This window comes from Frigoribacterium sp. VKM Ac-2530 (assembly GCF_015350835.1).
Classification (GTDB): domain Bacteria; phylum Actinomycetota; class Actinomycetes; order Actinomycetales; family Microbacteriaceae; genus Frigoribacterium.
In genome coordinates this window covers 1,077,590-1,094,867 of sequence record NZ_JADKSE010000001.1, presented here as the reverse complement: position 1 = coordinate 1,094,867, position 17,278 = coordinate 1,077,590, and the positions used below count along the sequence as shown (strand labels likewise).

Genomic DNA, 17,278 nt, shown 5'->3' with positions numbered 1-17,278 from the left:
TCCTAGCCGCGTCCGATGGCGCGGGCGGCCGCGCGACCGATGCGCTCCATGAGCGGGGTCTTGGCCTCGGGCCGGGCGAGGTTCCAACGGTGTCGCCAGTTGGCGTAAGCCTGGTCGTCCATGCCCGCTCTCTTCGCGCGCGGGGTGACGCTCTTGGCGGGGTGCTGGAAGCGGTACTGCTCGGCGACGCCGGTCATGCCGGCCTCGAGGAGGGTGCGGCGGGTGCGCTTGCGGTTCTTGCGGGCGGTCGTGCTCATCGCGGTCCGTTCTGTTGCTGTGGGAGTGGAAGGGGTGGCCACGTACAAGCTCGGGTCGAGTACGTGGCCACTAGACGGCCTACGCGGGCCGCTCTATTGCGTTGTGTCAGGGGGTATTACGGGAGCCGAATACGGTCACGGCGTGCTGGCCTCAGCGGTGGTGCCGCTGACGTCTGCAGTGGTGGGCTTCTTGCCGGTGGTGATGAAGGTGAGGTAGTCGGCGGCGACGTTGAGGACGTCGCTCCCGTCTGTCTCTCTCTCCACACCGATGCGGCCGGCGGAGAGCGTCCTCTCTGCGAGGACGAGGGCCTCGAGGCGGATTCGCCGGGTGCTCTCGATCTCGTGGAAGGGACGCGACGGGCGGGCGTCGGCGGGGTGGGTCGAATCGGTCATGTGCTTCTCCTTTGTCGGGCTGCGTGAGCAGCTGTGCCGGCCGAGGACTCGAACCCTCGGTGTGTGCCGCTTCTTAGGGCGGCCCTGCGCTCCGGCTGTCGTGGTGCACCGCGTATCTCGCGGCCTTCCACGGGGTCACGTCGCGCCCTCCGCCTGAGTGGCGGATGCTCCGGTGGTGCTGAGCCGGGGTGCGCGTGGATCGTTTCGGTGACTGGTCGACAGCGCCTACCGGTCCGCCTTGCCCGCGATGCGGGTTGAGACTGGGGTCCCGTGTGCGTTACTCGGCGCTGCGTGCAGCCCTCTGTGGAGTTCTCAAGTTGCGGGGCCCGGTTTCGGGCGCGCCGAAGAGACCCAGCAACGGGCCTGTTCAGCGAGATCGGGGGTAGCGGGTAGCTACGGTCTTTCGGGTGGGAGGCTTTCCCACCAGCGCAGGGCCTCTTCGGGGCTGACGAGCGCTTTGCGGCCGAACCAGCGGGCGGCCATGCGGTTGTCGTTGATCGCGTTGCGGATGCTCTGCTCACCGAGACCGGTGATCTTCGCGAGCTCCTGCACCGAGTACGACAGCCGACTCATATCGAACTTCGTGGTGGCGGTGTCGGTCATGCGGTTCCTGCCATCAGGGCGTCCGGGCGGATACCAAAAAAGGCACCGACACTCCACAGCTCGGACCACGTGAAGTCCGACTGGTTGTCCAGTCGGTCACGCAGCACGGGCGACGGAATGTCGGTGCCTTGGGAGAGGGTGTCGATGGACACCCCGGTGTGGGTCATCGCGTTGGCCACCGAGGCGGCGACCGTTGCGGCGGTTCTTCTGAGGTCCATACGGACCACAGTAGGGTCCGTACGGACCCAATGCAAGCCCATGGGGCCAATTGGACCTATTTAGTTCCCATACGGGCCGTAGTGTTCATGATGTGAACAACAAGAAGTCCGCCATGAATGGTGCCCTCGCGAGCCAGATCCACCGCGAGCGCGTGTCTCTCGACCACAAGCTGTCGGTGCGCGCGCTCGGCGTGAAGGCCGGCATCAGCCCGGACACGCTTAAGCGTCAGCTGAACAACGATCGCGACATGACCATGACGCAGATCGCGCAGCTCGCGCGTGCTCTTGACCTTGCTCCCGAGGAGCTGGTGCGCCGGGCAATTGAGAACGCTGGCGGGATGGACGCGCTCACTGCGGATAGTGAGGGCGTGTCAGAGGCGTCGGGTACGAATGTGACATCGATCACTCGGGGCCCGATGAAGCCGCTTACCACCGAGCAGATAGACGAGACAGAGAAGCGGGCTGCTACCAACGACCCGGAGATGGACACCGACGAGCAGTTCGACTGACGTCAGTCAAGGGGGAACGTGTACGACCCGTACGAACACGCGGAGCAGCTGGGGATCACAGTCCTGCATCGCCCAATCCGAACCGCCCACGAGCTGTGGCTACCCGACCACCGCACCATCGTCATTCGCTCCGGGCTGCGGGCCATCCACGACCGATCAGCTCTCGCGCACGGGGTGGCACACGCCGAGTACGGGCACGAGTCATCGGGGCCGAAGGAAGAGACGCAGGCCGACCGACTCGCGGCGTCGCGACTCATCGACCTGGGTCAGTGCCTCGAGCTAATGAAGTGGACTCCCGACTGTCATGTCCTCGCCCGAGAACTCGGCGTCACAACCCGCCTCACGCGCGTCTTCCTGAACGTCAACGGCTTGGCGGCTTAGCTCGACGCGTCGGAGCTTCGCCATGTCCGTCTGGCGGCCGACGAGGTGCCGCGAGCAAGCTGTGACCATGACTTCATTTCGGCAGGGCCGCGCGTTGGTGGAACCGAGCAAGGCCCACGGCGGCAAGTGGTGGGTTTCCGTGGAAGGTCGCCGGCTAGGTGCTATCTGGTCTGGTGCCGTGGCAAGCCAGTACCAGGCGAAGACCATCGAGGACATCGACCTGGGAACGTTCGCGACCCTCGAGCGCGCAGTCGACGCGCTCCTCGACAACTAAGCCGGGCACCAGCGTCAGACAGGTGGCTTCTGCGGCTTCATGGGTGAGCCCCCGGGTGGGGGTGCGACTGCCCAGGCGAAGTGCCATATGCTCACGTTATGTCGATCGGGGGAAGCGCTGCGGCCTTCGACTTCGCAGCACCAGTAGGCGTTCGGACTTCCCGCAACGTTGGTCGCATCTCGGCTGACACGCCTCACGAGTGGTTGAACGAAGACATCTCGTCCTACGTGGAGGAAGAGAACGACCTCCGAAGCAACAGGCTCCATCCGGCAATGACGCGACCGCAGCACCTCGATGCCCTGGCCAAAGTCGAGAGCTTGAAGCGCAGGGCAGCGAACGGGCAGCTGACCGTGGGGTATGAAGCAACGCACCTGGCCCGGCAGATGCGTCGATGTGACTACATCATCGAGTTGCGGCCAGGCATGCAGCGTGACGCGGAGCGGGTTGTGCGTCTCTACTACGCCGAGCCCGAAGCGCGCGCGAACACCCTGTTGCCCCTTCTGCTAGACACGAAGCCCAGCGGTGGTGACCCAGGTGGTGAGCAGAACGATTCCATAGACTTGGCCGAAAGTCGCAGCCAAACCTGGACCTTGATGAAGCAGCCCGAACGGAGTGAAAAGTGACCGAACCTACCTTTGGCCTGACGCCCCACCCCTTCTCGCAGAGTGAACTGCTTCTCGCTGCCGAGAACTACGAGTCGCAGGAAGCTCTCCTCACCCGTCTTCGACAGGCCTTCCTGGCGTCCGAAATGGCCGTGGAAGATCTCGCTGCGCTTCTCGAGGTCGAGCCCCAGGAAGCAGCGGACTGGATTTCAGGCGACGTCGATCTTCACCTGTCCGAGCTCCGGTATCTGGCGAACGCCTTGGACGCGAAAATCACCTGGAACGTCAAGTGCGCGTACACGACCTACCCGCAGCGCTTCCAGAAGATGCACGACGCTGGCCTTTGGCAGGAAATGCCGGGCTGGAACTGGAACACGGCTGACGACTTGAGCGTCGCGACGAAGCGATGAACCGCGTCGACCCGGAGATTAACTTCCAGCTGAGCCGTATTGAAGTCTTAGGTGTGCCAACGCCGGAGGAACATCGCGAAGACGGCGTGACCTGGGCGGCTCAGGGTCACCGCGGAGATGACCACAACCTGATTGTCATCGGGTACCTGCGTCGCTCAGGCGAGGAAGGCTACGGACAGGCGCAATCCGTCGCCTCGTTCCTCGTGACCTCCGCCCTCCACGATCTCAGCGACGAAAAGCTCAATGCCTGGTTGCAGGCATTCGTGGTCGAGCACCTCTATGACATCTGTCGGAGGGCTCTGCAGTCGCAGGCCGCGGCCATGGACTTCCACTTCGACCTTCCCCTCGCTGCGCCCGAGATCGAGGATTTCACCGTCGAGCTCGCTAACGTCACCGAGGTAGACGAAGACGACGCGTAGTCCTTTTCGGGCACCGCGCTAGGCAGATACCTGCTGATCTCCGTCACGGGCCGTCACGTGTCCACTGAACTGGGTCATTGCGGCCCGCAGGCGGGCAACGTCTCGCGAAGCGTAGGCGCGGGTCATCGATACGTTCGAGTGGCCGACCAGCTGCACTATGACGTCCTCGGGGACGCCAGCGGCGTAGAGCAAGTCAACGGCCGTGTGGCGAAGGTCGTGGAGACGGACGTTCTTCTTGATGCCCGTCGACGCCAGAATCATTCGCCAGTCTCGCGAGTCCCTGTCGGGGTCGACGGGGTTGCCGCCGTGGGTGAACACGAGCCCATCCCGGCCGGGCGGGTTCCGCCCGAGGTGGCTCTTAATGATCGACTTGAGCGGTTCAACGAGCGGGATGATGCGGGACCCGGCCCGGGACTTCGGACGGGTCAGGTAGATGCCGTCAGTAAGCATCCGGTACTCATAGTCGGCGGGGGACTCGAAGCGGCGCTCGTGGCACTTGATCGGCTGCGCCTGCCCGCACGGGTATGACCGCCGCTTGGCGGTCTTGATGGCGGGACCGCAGCCGTGCTCCCAGGGCACGCGCTGCAGCTGCCATGACAGGTCGATGACGTCGGTGATTCGGTCGACCTCGAGCCCCAGGATCTCTCCTCGGCGAGCGCCGGTGAGCAGTGCGACAGCCCAGCGCGCTCCGTAGTCGGGGTCATGGCTGACATGTTCGATGACGAGCCGTGCTTCGTCGCGGGTGAGGACCTCGAGCTTGGTGACGCCCCTGCGTGGGGCGGTCATCATCTTGCAGGGGTTCCGGGTGAGGGCACCTTCGCGGATGGCTGCCTCGAAGGAGGCCGACATCACACGGTGGGTCTTGAGCATGGACGAGGGCGCGGCACCCTTGTGGGCCATTGCGTCGAGGACGCGGCGGAGGGTGGTGGGGGTGACCTTGTTGAGCTTGGTGTTCCCGATCTGGGGGATGACCTGCTGGTAGATGATGTTCTTGTAGCCGGCGGCGGTCTTGGGGCGGACTTCGTTGACGACGATCTGGGTGTACCAGTAGCCGAACCACTGGGCGACGGTGCGGTCGGCGGTGGGGAGGTCGCCGCGGTCTTCGAGCTCGCGCTGCATCTGGTGGAGTCGGGTGATGACCTCGGCCTTGACCTTCCCGCGGATGGTCTTGCGACGGCGCTTCCCGTCCCGGGGCGGGAGTTCGATGACGGCATTCCACAGTCCACGGGCGTCCTTGAAGAGCGCACCCTCGCCCTTGCCGCGCGTCTTAGTCGCCACGGGACTCCTCGCGCATCACGGGGGCGCGGGCATCATCGGCGAGGCAGTGCAGCCACGAACGGATCGAACCGCGGGTGGACGGCATCAGCCCCGAGTCGGCGGCGTACTCGTGGGCCTGCGCTTTCACCTCGGCGTCGTGCTGCGCCAGCCATGCGTCGAACATGGGGCCATACAAGCCCTCGTGCTCCGGGTGGAAGTCTTCGGTGTCCTCGACTTGAGAGCGAACGTCTTCGGTCGTGGGAATCGACATGCGGTGTCCGTTGACCGTGATGTAGTCCGACCGGTCGGCGTGCGGCACCTCGGGGGCGGTCACAGCGCGGCCGCCTCTCCGGTGTCGGGGTCGGTGAGGTGCCAGTCGGGGTGGCGGTGGCGCATGTGCTCGCGGACGTTCGAAAAGTGCTGCCCGCAGTCGGGTGCGGGGCAGACGCCGGCGGCGATCTTGTTCCGGGCGCGGGTGAGGTGGCCCTTGAGTGCAATCTTGCTGCGGCGCTCCATCTCGTAGGCGTCCTCGGCCTGCGCCCGGCCAGCCTCCGCGCGGATGCGCCGCTGGCGCTCGAGTTCGATCTCCGACTTGCCCGTGTAGTGCTGAGCGTGGCCAGCGGGGCAGTAGAAGTTCCGGTGGTCGTTCCGGCGCGCGTCATAGAGGGCACGGGTGATCCCGAAGGTGACGCTGCAGGAGCAGCAGACCTCGACGACGAGGGTGTCGGTAAACGTCTGCGTGGTCACTGGTCGGCACCGTCCTCGAGGGCCGGAGCCTGCCGAGGCCGTCGAGTTGCTGCGAGCGCCGTGATCGCGCTCGCGGCTGCGTGGCGGACTTCGGGGCGCTTGGTGAAGTCGAGGATGCGGTGGACGAGGTCGAGGCCAGCTTCGATGGTCTCGGTGCTGACCCTAGAGGGTGCTGCGGATTTGCTCATTAGTCGGCCCTTTCGATGTTGCTGACGGTGACCGTGAAGCCGACTGTGAGGCCGAGGTCGGTTGTGCCGTAGGCGGTGAAGGTGCCGTGGGTGCCGGCCTCGGTCTCGGTGACGTTGACGTGCTCTGAGAACCCTCCGTGAAGTCCGGATGCGACCTGACTGGCGATCTGCGTGGCGGTGGGCACGGTTCGCTTGGCTGCGTCGGCGGCGGAGAGAACGAGCACGACGTCGTCGGGGGACTCCCAGTCCTGGCTGTTCCAGTTGGACATGCCGGAGGCCCAGTACTCGCCTTCCTTCTCACGAACGTCGGCTGGGGCTGGATTGACGTCGTCAAGCTCGTAGATGGTGGAGCCGCCCTTCTCTCGGACGAGGTCACCCTCGCGGAAGGTGTGCGGCTTGGTGCTGTCTGGCTTGGACATCAGATCTGCCTCCATGGGGCGGTCAAAGCGGGCCTGTTGGTGTCGCACTTGCCGCAGAGGAGCAGTGCGTTCTGCTGGCGTGCGGCACGGAGGTGCGCGTCGCAGCAGAGGAAGTCGTGCCCGCAAGGGAGCGGGGCGGTCCAGGCGATGGGCTGGCCGCAGGTCGCGTGCTTCTTCGTCTGCGTGTCGAGGCGCACCATGCGGCACGGCATCTCGGACTCATGGAAGAGCTGCTCGAGCGGGTCGAGGGTGATGGCGTTGCCGTTGGCGGAGACTCCGTTGTCTCCTGCGTGTCTTCTGGCGGGGCGTAGCATTGTGGTTCCTTTCGCTGGTCTGTTCAGTGATGGGGCTGACGGTCGTTCCCCTGCATGGGAGCGGCCGTCTCTTGGTTCAGGAGGCGGTGAACCAGGTCCGGGTCTCGACGCCGTCGCCATTGGTCGTGCGCCGGCCGTTCTTGTAGGCGTTGAAGCTCGGCAGCGTCTTCCAGTGCTTGACGGCTTCCTCGGGTGATGACCAGCCGTGGGTCGTCGACTCATAGCTGATCCCGCTGTCGCTCTTGGAGTGGAGAACGAGGGTGGGGGCCGAGGTGGTCATCTTCTTCTCCTGGTTGGTGTCGCCATGTGTGGGCCTTTCGTGTTGCCATTCGCCCTAGGGCGTATTGGCCCTGTGGGCCGTATGGCTACAGTATTGGTCTGCATGAGCCCTAGTCAAGCCCAAATGGACCTAAAGCGCATCACTCGTAATGAGAAGGTCTGGGGTTCGATTCCCCAAAGCGGCTCCCACCAAGGCCCGGTCCGTCAGGATCGGGCCTTCTGCCGTCCTCGGCGTCCCCGGAGCCCCCTCCTCCGCAGCCCCGCCGACCAGCCTGCCTGGTAGACAGGTCGCATGAGCATCCGATGGGGCATCCTCGGCGCCGGCGGCATCGCCGACACCTTCGTGAACGACCTGACCGCCGCGGGCATCGCCGTCGCGGCCGTCGGGTCGCGTGACGCCGACAAGGCGAGGCGCTTCGCCGACGACCACGGCATCACGACCGCGCACGGCAGCTACGACGACCTCGTGGCCGATCCGGAGGTCGACGCGGTGTACGTCGCGACGCCGCACGTGTTCCACGAACGGAACGCCCTCCTCGCGATCCGCTCAGGCAAGCACGTCCTCGTCGAGAAGCCCTTCACCGTCAGCGCCGACGAGGCGGGGCGCGTGCTGGCCGCTGCTCGTGAGGCCGGCGTCGTGGCCCTCGAGGCCATGTGGACCCGGTACCTGCCGCAGCAGGCGCGCCTCCGTGAGGTCGTCCGCAGCGGCGTGATCGGCGAGCCGCGCCTCCTCACGGCCGCCCACATGCAGTCGTTGCCGACCGATCCGCACCACCGTCTCAACGACCCGGCCCTCGGCGGCGGCGCCCTGCTCGACCTCGGCGTCTACCCGGTCTCGTTCGCCCACGACCTGCTCGGGCCGGTCGACGCCGTCGCGGCGACGGCCGTGCTCAGCGACCAGGGCGTCGACGTGCGCACGGGCATCACCCTGCGCCACGCGAACGGCGCGACGTCGACCCTGTTCTGCGCCCTCGACACGGCCGGCCGCAACGACGCCGTCGTGCACGGCAGCGCAGGCCGCGTCGAGATCGACCACACCTTCTACGCGCCCGGCGGGTTCACCGTCCTCGACGCGGACGGCGAGGTCGTCGAGCGGTTCGACTCGGACGAGGGCGACCTCCGCGGGATGCACCACCAGGCGCTCGAGCTGGCCCGTCTGGTCGAGGCCGGTGACCTCGAGAGCCCGGCGCTCACCTCCGACGGGATCGTGGCCGTGATGGCCACCATGGACGAGGTCCGCCGCCAGGTCGGCGTGCAGTACCCCGAGCGCTGAGCCGGCCCGCCGAGCTGGCCCGTCGAGATCCGGAGCCGAGGAGGCGCGGACGCGGCCCCCGGAGGAGGCACACGTTTCGTAGGATGTCCTCGATGAGCGAGCAGGACGCGACCCCCGACGACCGCCCCTCCGACGACGACGCCCGCGAGCTGCACGCGGAGGCGGCCGAGACGCGGGCCGAGGACACGGCCGTGTCCGCCGGGGGAGGCGGGCCGCGGGACGTGCGCGCGTCGGCCGCGCGCCTCCTGCGGGAGCACCCCCGCACCGCACTCGTCACCGCCGGCGTCCTCGCGTTCGCCCTGCTCGGCGGCGGTGCGGTCGCCGCCGGCGCCGCGACCGCTCCCGACGCTCCCGCTGCGTCGAGTGCCCTGTCCGGAGCGGACGGCGACGGCAGTGCTGGACCGACCGACGTCGTGACCGTGACGCCCGACCCGACGGAGGCAGCCGATCCCCAGCGCGTCGCGCCCGCGGTCGTCCCGCCCGCGACCAAGCTGCGCACCTGCTCGGTCGCCGCCGCCGCGTCCGATCCTCGCCTCGCCCAGTTCGAGGGCTCGGTCGTCAACGCCGCGACGGGCGAGGTCCTGTTCGACCGGAACGGGTCGACCCCGGCCCGGACCGGCAGCGTGCTCAAGACCCTGACGAGCGCCGTCGCACTGGCGGTCCTGGGCGGTGACCACCGCCTCACGACCCGGGTCACGGGCGACCCCGGCAGCGGGGCCGTCGCCCTCGTGGGCGGAGGCGACGCCACCCTCAGCGCGACGGGCCGCAGCGTGTACTCCGGCGCCCCGACGCTCAGCGACCTGGCAGGGCAGGTCGCCGCCTCGCTGGGCGGCCAGCCGGTCTCGCAGATCACGCTCGACGCCACCTGGTGGAGCCAGGCCGACAAGTGGGACCCGTCGTGGAAGCGCACCGAGCAGACCATCGGGTACCACAGCGAGGTCACCGCGTTGATGGTCGACGGCGACCGGGCCGACCCGGCCGCCGTCACGAGCCCGCGCAGCACCGACCCGGTCGGTCGGGCAGGCGAGGCGTTCCGCTCGGCGCTCGTCGCGGCGGGCGTCTCGGGGGCGGCGTCGGCGTCGATCTCGCAGGGCACGGCGAGCAGCGCGACGGTGCTCGGCTCCGTGCAGTCGCAGCCCGTCTCGACGCTGATCGGCCAGATGCTGCCGAACTCGGACAACACGCTGGCCGAGATGCTCGCGCGGGCCTCGTCACGGGAGTCCGGTGCGGACGGGTCCGCCGCCTCCTTGACGGCCCTGTACCGGTCGGCGCTGAGCGGCACCTACGGGCTGGACGCCTCCGCCGTGACGATCGTGGACGGCTCCGGGCTCAGTGAGAACAACGCGGTGCCGTCGACCTTCGTGGCTCGCCTGATGATCCAGGTGCGTGACCGCGCCCACGGCCTCGGGGCCGTCTACGACGCCCTGCCGATCTCCGGCCAGACAGGGACGCTCGCGTCGCGCTTCACCGGCTCGAACGCCGCCGCGCGCGGTGCCGTCCACGCCAAGACCGGCTGGATCGACACCGCGTACACGCTCGCCGGCTCGATCGACTCGGCCGACGGCACGCCCCTGACCTTCGCCTTCTACGCCATCGGCCCGGTGAGGGACAACGCCCGCAGCGCGCTCGACACCCTCACGGCGTCGGTGTGGCGCTGCGGGAACTCGCTCGCGAACAGCTGACCGGGACAGCCCGGCACCGGCACCGGCACCGCGCCGGTACCGCACCGGCACAGCACCAGCACCAGCACCAGCACCAGCACCAGCACCAGCACAGCACCAGGCCACAGAGGGAGGATGGGAGCATGACCACCGCGCTCTTCGTCATCGACGTCCAGAACGACTTCACCGAGGGAGGCGCCCTCGCCGTCACCGGGGGCGCAGGCGTCGCCGCCCGGGTGACGGAGCACCTCCGTGGCGACCGGGCGCGCTGGGACGTCGTCGTCGCCAGCCGCGACTGGCACGACGACCAGGGCGACAACGGCGGCCACTTCTCGGCCGACCCGGACTTCGTCGACACGTGGCCGCCGCACTGCGTCCGGGGCACGGCGGGCGCCGAGTACCACCCCGACCTCGACGTCTCGCTCGTCGACGAGCACGTGCGGAAGGGGACGGGCAGCCCGGCCTACTCGATCTTCGAGGCCGCCACCGAGCAGGGCGAGTCCTTGGCCGACCTGGTCGCCCGGCACGGCGTCACCGAGGTCGACGTCGTGGGCCTGGCCACCGACCACTGCGTCCGCGCGTCCGCGCTCGACGCGGCGCGGGCCGGGCTCCGCGTGAGGGTCCTCACCGACCTCGTCGCCGGCGTCGCCGAGGGGCCGAGCGCGGCCGCCCTCGACGAGCTGCGCGCCGCCGGCGTCGAGACGGCGCGCTCGTGAGCGCCGCCGACGAGGCTCGCGTCCTCGCCGCCGTGCCCACCGGCCTCCACGTCGACGGGGCGTGGGCTCCGGCGACCTCGGGCCGCACCTTCGACGTGCGCGACCCGTCGACGGGCGACGTGATCGCGACGGTCGCGGACGGCGACGCCTCCGACGGGCTCCGCGCCCTCGACGCCGCCGTCGCCGCCCAGGCGGCCTGGGCGGCGACGCCGCCCCGCACCCGCTCCGACATCCTGCGGCGGGCCTTCGACCTGCTGCGCGAGCGCGCCGACGACCTCGCGCTGCTCATGACGCTCGAGATGGGCAAGCCGCTCGCCGAGTCGCGCGGCGAGGTCGCCTACGGCTCGGAGTTCGTCCGGTGGGCCAGCGAGGAGGCGGTGCGCGTCTCGGGCCGCTACGGCACGAACCCGGAGGGGACCGGCCGGACCGTGGTGCTGAAGCGCCCCGTCGGCCCGTGCCTGCTGATCACGCCCTGGAACTTCCCCCTCGCGATGGCGACGCGCAAGATCGCCCCTGCCCTCGCGGCCGGCTGCACCGTGGTCGTGAAGCCCGCCGACCTCACACCGCTCACGACGCTCGCCCTCGTCGGGATCCTCGCCGAGGCCGGGGTGCCGCACGGCGTGGTGAACGTGGTGACGACGACCTCGGCCGGCGACGTCTGCGAGCCCCTCATCCGCGACCCGCGCCTCCGCAAGCTCAGCTTCACGGGGTCGACGCCGGTCGGCTCGACCCTGCTCGCCCAGGCGTCCGAGCGCGTCCTGCGCACCTCGATGGAGCTCGGCGGCAACGCGCCGTTCCTCGTCTTCGACGACGCGGATCTCGACGCGGCCGTCGAGGGCGCCCTGCTGGCCAAGTTCCGCAACGTCGGGCAGGCCTGCACCGCGGCCAACCGGTTCCTCGTGCACGAGGCGGTCGCGGACGAGTTCGTCCGCCGGGTGACCGAGCGCGTCGCGGCGATGACGCTCGGCCGCGGCACCGACGACGGCGTCGACGTCGGCCCCCTGATCGACGACCGCGCGGTCGAGAAGGCCGAGCGCCTCGTCGGGGACGCCGTCGCCCGCGGCGCCGTCGTGCGGACGGGCGGCGCGCGCGTCGACGGCACGGGCACGTTCTACGAGGCGACCGTCCTCGACGGGGTGCGGCCGGGCAGCGAGCTGCTCACGACGGAGATCTTCGGCCCCGTGCTGGCCGTCTCGACCTTCGCCGACGAGGAGGAGGCGGTGCGGCTGGCGAACGACACCGAGTTCGGTCTCGTGGCCTACGCGTTCACCCGTGACCTCGCCCGCGGCCAGCGACTGGCCGAGACCCTCGAGACCGGCATGCTCGGGCTCAACGTCGGCGTGGTGTCGAACGCCTCCGCCCCGTTCGGCGGCGTCAAGGCGTCCGGCCTCGGCCGCGAAGGCGGCCTCGAGGGCATCCAGGAGTACCTCGAGACCGTGTACCTGATGACCCCCGACCCGTTCGCCGCATGAGCGCCCCGGCCCCGCAGCAGTCCGAGCGAGCCCCGGAGCCGCAGCGGCCCCGCCTCCGGGTCGGCATCGTCGGCTACGGCCTCGCCGGCCGGGTGTTCCACGCGCCGCTCGTGGCCGCCGACGACTCGTACGACCTCGTCGCCGTGGTCACGCGCGACGCGGACCGCGCCGACCAGGCCCGGACGTCGCACCCCGGGGTCGAGATCGTCCCGCGCGCGGGCGACCTCGACGCGCTCGGCCTCGACCTGGTGATCGTCGCGACGCCGAACGCGACGCACGCCGACGTGGCCGCGGACGCCCTGCGGGCCGGGTCCGCGGTCGTCGTCGACAAGCCCGTCGCGACCACCGCCTCCTCGGCTCGTCAGCTGATCGAGCTCGCCGAGTCGCTCGGTCGGTCGCTGACGGTGTACCAGAACCGTCGCTGGGACGGCGACTACCTCACGGCCTCGCGCCTGGTGCGGGACGGCGCGCTCGGCGACGTCCACACCTTCGAGTCGCGCTTCGAGCCGTGGAAGACCGCGAACCGTGCGGGCTGGAAGTCGGAGGCGACGGCTGCCGAAGGAGGCGGGATCCTGTTCGACCTCGGTCCGCACCTCGTCGACCAGGCCCTGCACCTGTTCGGCCCGGTCGTCGACGTGCACGCGGAGATCGCGCGGCGACGCCCGTCGGGAGCCGCCGACGACGACGTGTTCGTGTCCCTCCGGCACCAGGGCGGTGTCCGGTCGCGGCTCTGGATGAGCCACGTCGCGGCGCAGCCTGGCGCGCGCCTCCGCGTGCTCGGCACGGCCGGTGCCTACGTCGTCGACGGGCTCGACCCGCAGGAGGCGCAGCTCGCGTCGGGCACGTCGCCCCGTGACCCCGGGTACGGTCGCGTCCCCGACGAGCGACACGGCCTCCTCGGGATCGGAGCGGAGGCCCGGCCCGAGCCGACCGACCGGGGCCGGTACCCGCTGTTCTACGAGCAGCTCGCCCGCGCCCTCCGCGAGGCCGGGCCGCTGCCGGTCGACCCGCGCGACGCGCTCGCGGCGCTCGAGGTCATCGAGGCGGCACGGGAGTCGGCCGGCGCGGCCTGACACCGGCCCGTGGCGGATCAGAGGCGCGTTTCCCAGTCGACGCGGGCGAGCACCGCGGCGGCGTCGACGTCGGCCAAGCGGGCGGGCGACCAGCGCGGCGACCTGTCCTTGTCGACCACCCGGGCGCGGATCCCCTCGACGAGGTCGGGGGAGTCGGCCAGGGCGGTGACGAGCCCCAGCTCCTGGCCGAGCACGGCCTCGAGGTCGGGCAGGCCGCGTGCCCGGCGCTGGGCGGCCAGGGTGAGCACGACAGAGGTGGGGGAGGCGGCCTCGAGGTCGTCGGCCGCCCGGCCGGCCGCGGCGACCCCGTCCCGCTCCAGCTCCCGGAGCCGGGCGAGCACACGTCGGGCGTCGTCGCCCTGGTAGGCGTCGTCGATCCAGCTGCGCTCGGCGGCGAGCGGCGCCGGGGGAGGCTCGATCGCGAGGGCCCGGACCGCGTCGGGGCCGCCCGTCGCGAGCGCGTCCAGCACGAGGTCGCCGCCGGCCTCGCCCTCGTCGGCGACGAGGACGTCGGCGAAGCCCGTGAGCAGCGCGTCCGAGGCGGTCATCGCGACCCCGGTCAGCGCCAGGTGGGTGCCCAGCTCGCCGGGCGCCCTCGAGAGCAGGTAGCTGCCGCCCGCGTCGGGCGTCAGGCCGATCAGCGTCTCCGGCATGCCGACGCGGCTGCGCGGCGTCACGACCCGCAGGGACACGTGGCCGCCGAGCCCGACGCCGGCGCCCATGGCGATGCCGTCGAGGTACGAGACGACCGGACGGTCCCACCGGGCCAGCCGCAGCGCGCCCCGGTACTCCCGGCGCCACATCGCCACGCTGCGGGCAGGGTCCGCCGTCGCGTCGCGGTGGATCGCGGTGATGTCGCCGCCGGCGCAGAAGCCCCGGGGGCCGGCTCCGCGAAGCAGCAGGGCCTCGACCGCGTCGTCGTCCTGCCAGGCGTCGAGGGCGCGCTCGACCAGGCCGAGCATGCCCTCGGTCACCGCGTTGATCTTGCCGGGCCGGTTCAGCGTGACGACCCCCACGCCCCGGTCGACGTGGAACATGACCTCGGGCTCGCGGGCGTCGGCGCTCATCGGGCCAGGCTAGGCGACCCGGCCTCCTGGCGGGCCAGCGGTGCCGAGGCTCCGCCGACCCCGCGCCCCCGCGCCCCACGACCCCCAGGCGGCGATCAGACGAGCAGCTGGTGCTTCGCGAGGTCCTTGTAGAGCGGCGTGCTCTCGACCAGCTCGGAGTGCGTGCCGACGCCGACGACCCGTCCGTCGTCGACGACGACGATCTGGTCGCTGTCCACGACGGTCGAGAGCCGGTGAGCGATGACGATCAGGGTGCGACCCTCGGCGACGGCGTCGATGGCCTCACGGAGGCGCTGCTCGTTGAGCCCGTCGAGGCTCGACGTCGACTCGTCGAGCAGCAGCAGCGGGGGCGCCGAGAGCAGCGTGCGCGCGATGGCGAGGCGCTGGCGCTCGCCGCCCGAGAGCAGGACGCCGTCCTCGCCGACCTGGGCGTCGAGGCCGAGCTCGCCGCGCTCGAGCACGGCGGTGAGGTTGACCGCCTCGAGCACCCGGCGGCAGTCGTCGTCGGTGGCCTCGGGCGAGCCGAGGGTGAGGTTGTCGCGCAGGGTGCCCGCCAGGACAGCGGCGTCCTGCTCGACGTAGCCGATCTGCGCGCGCAGGTCGACACGGTCGAGCGCGCGGACGTCCACGCCGCCCAGACGGACGACGCCGGAGGTGGGGTCGTAGAAGCGCTCGATCAGGGCGAGGATGGTGCTCTTGCCGGCCCCGGACGGGCCCACCAGGGCGGTGCGCTTGCCCACGGGAGCCGAGAACGAGACGCCGCGGAGCACCGTGAGGTCGTCGTCGGAGGTCGCGCGCGCCTCCTCCACGGCCGTCGTGCCGTCGGCGGCAGGGGGCGAGTCGGGGTAGCGGAAGTGCACGTCGTCGAAGCGGATCGCGGCGTCGGTCTCGACCCTGGCGTCGCCGCCGAGGCCCGCGGCGACGACGTCGTCGCCCTCCGTCTCGCGCGGCAGGTCGAGGATCTCCTGGATGCGGCCGAGCGCCCCGAGCGCCTGGTTGACGCTGAGGACGGCGCCCATGGCCTGGCCGAGCGGCATGATCATCAGGAAGAGGAACAGGATGAACGACACGAGCGAGGCGATGTCGATCGTGCCGTTCGCGACGCGGAAGCCGCCGACGCCCAGCACGACGAGGAACGACGCCTGCAGCGCGACGGAGGCGATGGGCACGACGAGCGCCGAGATGCGCGCGACCTCGAGGCCCCGCCGGTAGGCGCCCTCGGCGTCGGCCTGGACGCCGGTGATCTCGCGTTCGGTGGCGCCGCTGGCGCGGATCGTCCGGACCGAGCTGATCGACCGCTCGACGGCGGCGGTCAGGTCGCCGACCTTCTCCTGTGCGCGGCGGCTGGCGACGCGGATGCGTCCCGAGAGCAGCACGACGACCGTCACCGAGACGGCGACCACGAGCACGGTGAGGCCGAGCAGCACGGGGTCGATCAGGAACATGCCGACGAGGGCCCCGACGAAGGTCAGGGAGCCGCCGATCGCCTCGACCAGGCCCTGGGTCAGCACGGCCCGCAGCAGGGTCGTGTCGCTGCCGACGCGCGACACGAGGTCGCCCGTGCGCCGACGGTCGAACTCGCTGACCGGCAGGTGCAGCAGGCTCGACACGAGCCGGCGGCGGCTCGAGAGCACGACGCCCTCGCCGGTGCGCTGAAGCAGGTAGTGCTGGAACCCGCTCAGCAGGCCGGCCACGACGACGAGGGCGACGAGCGCCCAGACGAGCCTGCCGAGCGTCTCGCCCTGCTGCACGAGGGTGATGACCTGGCTGACGAGGAGGGGCTGGCCGAGCGAGGCGGCGGCGCCCAGCACGCTGAGCACGATGATGACGACCATCACCTTCTTGTGCTCGAAGAGGTACGGCAGCAGCTGGCGGAACGTCGCGCGGGGCCCGTCCGCCTCTCGGCGGCCTGTCCGACCTGCCCGTCCTCGTCGAGCGGGTGCGGGTGCGGGGGCGGGGGACGACGCGGATCGAGTGCTCGGGTCGGAGCGGCTCGTGTCGGAGCTCATGGTGCCTCTCGGGGAAGGTCGCGGCGGATCGCCGGGACCACGGTACTTCGTCCCGTCCCGAGCCACCTGCGCCTCCGCTGGGACCGGACGGGGGTCAGACGTCGCCGTGCAGCTGCCCGGGCAGCTCGTGGCCCATGCGATCGCGCTTGGTGTCGAGGTAGCCCTCGTTGAAGGCCCCCACGCCGACGACGAGGGGCACGGACTCGAGCACCTCGATGCCGTGCTGCACGAGCTGGCGGCGCTTCTCGGGGTTGTTGCTGAGCAGGCGGACCGACGTCACGCCGAGGTCGCGCAGCATGTCGGCCGCCGCGCCGTACTGGCGGGAGTCGGCGGGCAGGCCGAGCGCCAGGTTGGCGTCGAGGGTGTCGAGGCCGTCCTCCTGCAGCCGGTAGGCCCGCAGCTTGTTGATCAGCCCGATGCCTCGGCCTTCGTGGCCGCGCAGGTAGACGACGACGCCGCCGTGGTCGCGGATCGTGTCGAGGGCGGCGTCGAGCTGGGGGCCGCACTCGCACTTGAGCGAGCCGAAGGCCTCGCCCGTCAGGCACTCGGAGTGGACCCGCACGAGCGCGCCGTCGGAGGGGGCGGCGCCGTCGGGCCCGGAGGCGACGATCGCGATGTGGTCGGCGCCGGTCTCGACGTCGGTGTACGCGCGCATCCGGAACGTGCCGTGCGAGGTGGGGACGGTGGTCTCGACCTCGAAGGTCACGTGCGAGACGCGGGGGGAGTCGGGGGAGTGG

The 17,278-nt window shown here is 70.5% G+C and carries 23 protein-coding genes, 1 tRNA gene and 1 pseudogene; 11 read left to right on the top strand and 14 right to left on the bottom strand.

The window, feature by feature from the left end:
• Nucleotides 1-2: 2 nt before the first annotated feature.
• The 4 genes from ITJ48_RS05015 to ITJ48_RS05000 all read right to left on the bottom strand — a co-directional run bounded on the left by ITJ48_RS05015 (nucleotide 3) and on the right by ITJ48_RS05000 (nucleotide 1,471).
• On the bottom strand, nucleotides 3-257 hold the full coding sequence (locus ITJ48_RS05015; protein WP_194612643.1) for a hypothetical protein: 255 nt from the start codon (nucleotides 255-257) through the stop codon (nucleotides 3-5).
• Nucleotides 258-392: 135 nt separating this feature from the next.
• Complete coding sequence (locus tag ITJ48_RS05010) at nucleotides 393-650, bottom strand: hypothetical protein (protein WP_194612642.1); 258 nt, start codon at nucleotides 648-650, stop codon at nucleotides 393-395.
• Between the two features lie 393 nt (nucleotides 651-1,043).
• On the bottom strand, nucleotides 1,044-1,253 hold the full coding sequence (locus ITJ48_RS05005; RefSeq protein ID WP_194612641.1) for a helix-turn-helix domain-containing protein: 210 nt from the start codon (nucleotides 1,251-1,253) through the stop codon (nucleotides 1,044-1,046).
• Nucleotides 1,250-1,471, bottom strand: coding sequence for a hypothetical protein (locus ITJ48_RS05000; protein WP_194612640.1), 222 nt, complete (start codon nucleotides 1,469-1,471; stop codon nucleotides 1,250-1,252). Before ITJ48_RS05000 ends, ITJ48_RS05005 begins: the two co-directional genes overlap by 4 nt.
• Nucleotides 1,472-1,563: 92 nt before the next feature.
• Here ITJ48_RS05000 and ITJ48_RS04995 point away from each other — a divergent pair, with 92 nt between their 5' ends.
• The 5 genes from ITJ48_RS04995 (at nucleotide 1,564) to ITJ48_RS04975 (ending at nucleotide 4,066) form a co-directional block, all read left to right on the top strand.
• Complete coding sequence (locus tag ITJ48_RS04995; RefSeq protein WP_194612639.1) at nucleotides 1,564-1,980, top strand: helix-turn-helix transcriptional regulator; 417 nt, start codon at nucleotides 1,564-1,566, stop codon at nucleotides 1,978-1,980.
• A gap of 18 nt (nucleotides 1,981-1,998) precedes the next feature.
• Nucleotides 1,999-2,361, top strand: coding sequence for an ImmA/IrrE family metallo-endopeptidase (locus ITJ48_RS04990; RefSeq protein ID WP_370544781.1), 363 nt, complete (start codon nucleotides 1,999-2,001; stop codon nucleotides 2,359-2,361).
• A gap of 372 nt (nucleotides 2,362-2,733) precedes the next feature.
• Complete coding sequence (locus tag ITJ48_RS04985) at nucleotides 2,734-3,258, top strand: hypothetical protein (RefSeq protein WP_194612638.1); 525 nt, start codon at nucleotides 2,734-2,736, stop codon at nucleotides 3,256-3,258.
• Entirely contained in the window at nucleotides 3,255-3,647 is a 393-nt protein-coding gene (locus ITJ48_RS04980; protein ID WP_194612637.1) for a helix-turn-helix transcriptional regulator, read from the top strand. Before ITJ48_RS04985 ends, ITJ48_RS04980 begins: the two co-directional genes overlap by 4 nt.
• Nucleotides 3,644-4,066, top strand: a complete 423-nt coding sequence (locus ITJ48_RS04975; protein ID WP_194612636.1) for a hypothetical protein — start codon at nucleotides 3,644-3,646, stop codon at nucleotides 4,064-4,066. The genes ITJ48_RS04980 and ITJ48_RS04975 overlap by 4 nt, the downstream gene beginning before the upstream one ends.
• Nucleotides 4,067-4,084: 18 nt before the next feature.
• Here the strand turns inward: ITJ48_RS04975 and ITJ48_RS04970 are convergent, their stop codons facing one another.
• The 7 genes from ITJ48_RS04970 to ITJ48_RS04940 form a co-directional block, all read right to left on the bottom strand.
• Nucleotides 4,085-5,344, bottom strand: a complete 1,260-nt coding sequence (locus tag ITJ48_RS04970) for a site-specific integrase (protein WP_194612635.1) — start codon at nucleotides 5,342-5,344, stop codon at nucleotides 4,085-4,087.
• Complete coding sequence (locus ITJ48_RS04965) at nucleotides 5,334-5,657, bottom strand: hypothetical protein (RefSeq protein ID WP_194612634.1); 324 nt, start codon at nucleotides 5,655-5,657, stop codon at nucleotides 5,334-5,336. The genes ITJ48_RS04970 and ITJ48_RS04965 overlap by 11 nt, the downstream gene beginning before the upstream one ends.
• On the bottom strand, nucleotides 5,654-6,070 hold the full coding sequence (locus ITJ48_RS04960; RefSeq protein ID WP_194612633.1) for a hypothetical protein: 417 nt from the start codon (nucleotides 6,068-6,070) through the stop codon (nucleotides 5,654-5,656). The genes ITJ48_RS04965 and ITJ48_RS04960 overlap by 4 nt, the downstream gene beginning before the upstream one ends.
• The gene (locus ITJ48_RS04955; protein ID WP_194612632.1) at nucleotides 6,067-6,258 is read right to left on the bottom strand and encodes a hypothetical protein; all 192 of its coding nucleotides are present in this window, start codon (nucleotides 6,256-6,258) and stop codon (nucleotides 6,067-6,069) included. The genes ITJ48_RS04960 and ITJ48_RS04955 overlap by 4 nt, the downstream gene beginning before the upstream one ends.
• Entirely contained in the window at nucleotides 6,258-6,677 is a 420-nt protein-coding gene (locus tag ITJ48_RS04950; RefSeq protein WP_194612631.1) for a hypothetical protein, read from the bottom strand. Before ITJ48_RS04950 ends, ITJ48_RS04955 begins: the two co-directional genes overlap by 1 nt.
• Nucleotides 6,677-6,991: a hypothetical protein gene (locus ITJ48_RS04945; protein ID WP_194612630.1), complete on the bottom strand. Its 315-nt coding sequence runs from the start codon at nucleotides 6,989-6,991 to the stop codon at nucleotides 6,677-6,679. The genes ITJ48_RS04950 and ITJ48_RS04945 overlap by 1 nt, the downstream gene beginning before the upstream one ends.
• A gap of 76 nt (nucleotides 6,992-7,067) precedes the next feature.
• Nucleotides 7,068-7,271 carry a hypothetical protein gene (locus ITJ48_RS04940; protein ID WP_194612629.1) on the bottom strand — a complete coding sequence of 68 codons (204 nt, stop codon included), beginning with the start codon at nucleotides 7,269-7,271 and terminating at the stop codon, nucleotides 7,068-7,070.
• A 116-nt stretch (nucleotides 7,272-7,387) separates the two neighbouring features.
• Here ITJ48_RS04940 and ITJ48_RS04935 point away from each other — a divergent pair.
• From ITJ48_RS04935 to ITJ48_RS04910, 6 genes are all read left to right on the top strand, one after another.
• Nucleotides 7,388-7,452 (top strand) — tRNA-Thr (locus ITJ48_RS04935).
• 110 nt (nucleotides 7,453-7,562) lie between these two features.
• Complete coding sequence (locus ITJ48_RS04930) at nucleotides 7,563-8,543, top strand: Gfo/Idh/MocA family protein (protein ID WP_194612628.1); 981 nt, start codon at nucleotides 7,563-7,565, stop codon at nucleotides 8,541-8,543.
• A gap of 92 nt (nucleotides 8,544-8,635) precedes the next feature.
• Nucleotides 8,636-10,225 carry a D-alanyl-D-alanine carboxypeptidase/D-alanyl-D-alanine-endopeptidase gene (dacB, locus tag ITJ48_RS04925; RefSeq protein ID WP_194612627.1) on the top strand — a complete coding sequence of 530 codons (1,590 nt, stop codon included), beginning with the start codon at nucleotides 8,636-8,638 and terminating at the stop codon, nucleotides 10,223-10,225.
• A gap of 122 nt (nucleotides 10,226-10,347) precedes the next feature.
• Complete coding sequence (locus ITJ48_RS04920) at nucleotides 10,348-10,920, top strand: isochorismatase family protein (RefSeq protein WP_194612626.1); 573 nt, start codon at nucleotides 10,348-10,350, stop codon at nucleotides 10,918-10,920.
• Entirely contained in the window at nucleotides 10,917-12,392 is a 1,476-nt protein-coding gene (locus tag ITJ48_RS04915) for an NAD-dependent succinate-semialdehyde dehydrogenase (protein WP_194612625.1), read from the top strand. Before ITJ48_RS04920 ends, ITJ48_RS04915 begins: the two co-directional genes overlap by 4 nt.
• The gene (locus ITJ48_RS04910) at nucleotides 12,389-13,465 is read left to right on the top strand and encodes a Gfo/Idh/MocA family oxidoreductase (RefSeq protein WP_194612624.1); all 1,077 of its coding nucleotides are present in this window, start codon (nucleotides 12,389-12,391) and stop codon (nucleotides 13,463-13,465) included. Before ITJ48_RS04915 ends, ITJ48_RS04910 begins: the two co-directional genes overlap by 4 nt.
• Nucleotides 13,466-13,482: 17 nt before the next feature.
• Here the strand turns inward: ITJ48_RS04910 and ITJ48_RS04905 are convergent, their stop codons facing one another.
• The 3 genes and pseudogenes from ITJ48_RS04905 to ribA all read right to left on the bottom strand — a co-directional run.
• Nucleotides 13,483-14,532: an enoyl-CoA hydratase/isomerase family protein gene (locus ITJ48_RS04905; RefSeq protein ID WP_194612623.1), complete on the bottom strand. Its 1,050-nt coding sequence runs from the start codon at nucleotides 14,530-14,532 to the stop codon at nucleotides 13,483-13,485.
• Between the two features lie 95 nt (nucleotides 14,533-14,627).
• A complete protein-coding gene (locus tag ITJ48_RS04900) occupies nucleotides 14,628-16,541 on the bottom strand; it encodes an ABC transporter ATP-binding protein (RefSeq protein WP_194612622.1) in 1,914 nt (637 codons plus the stop codon).
• A gap of 94 nt (nucleotides 16,542-16,635) precedes the next feature.
• Nucleotides 16,636-17,262, bottom strand: a pseudogene (ribA, locus tag ITJ48_RS04895) (GTP cyclohydrolase II); the annotation flags it as partial.
• Nucleotides 17,263-17,278: the final 16 nt, after the last annotated feature.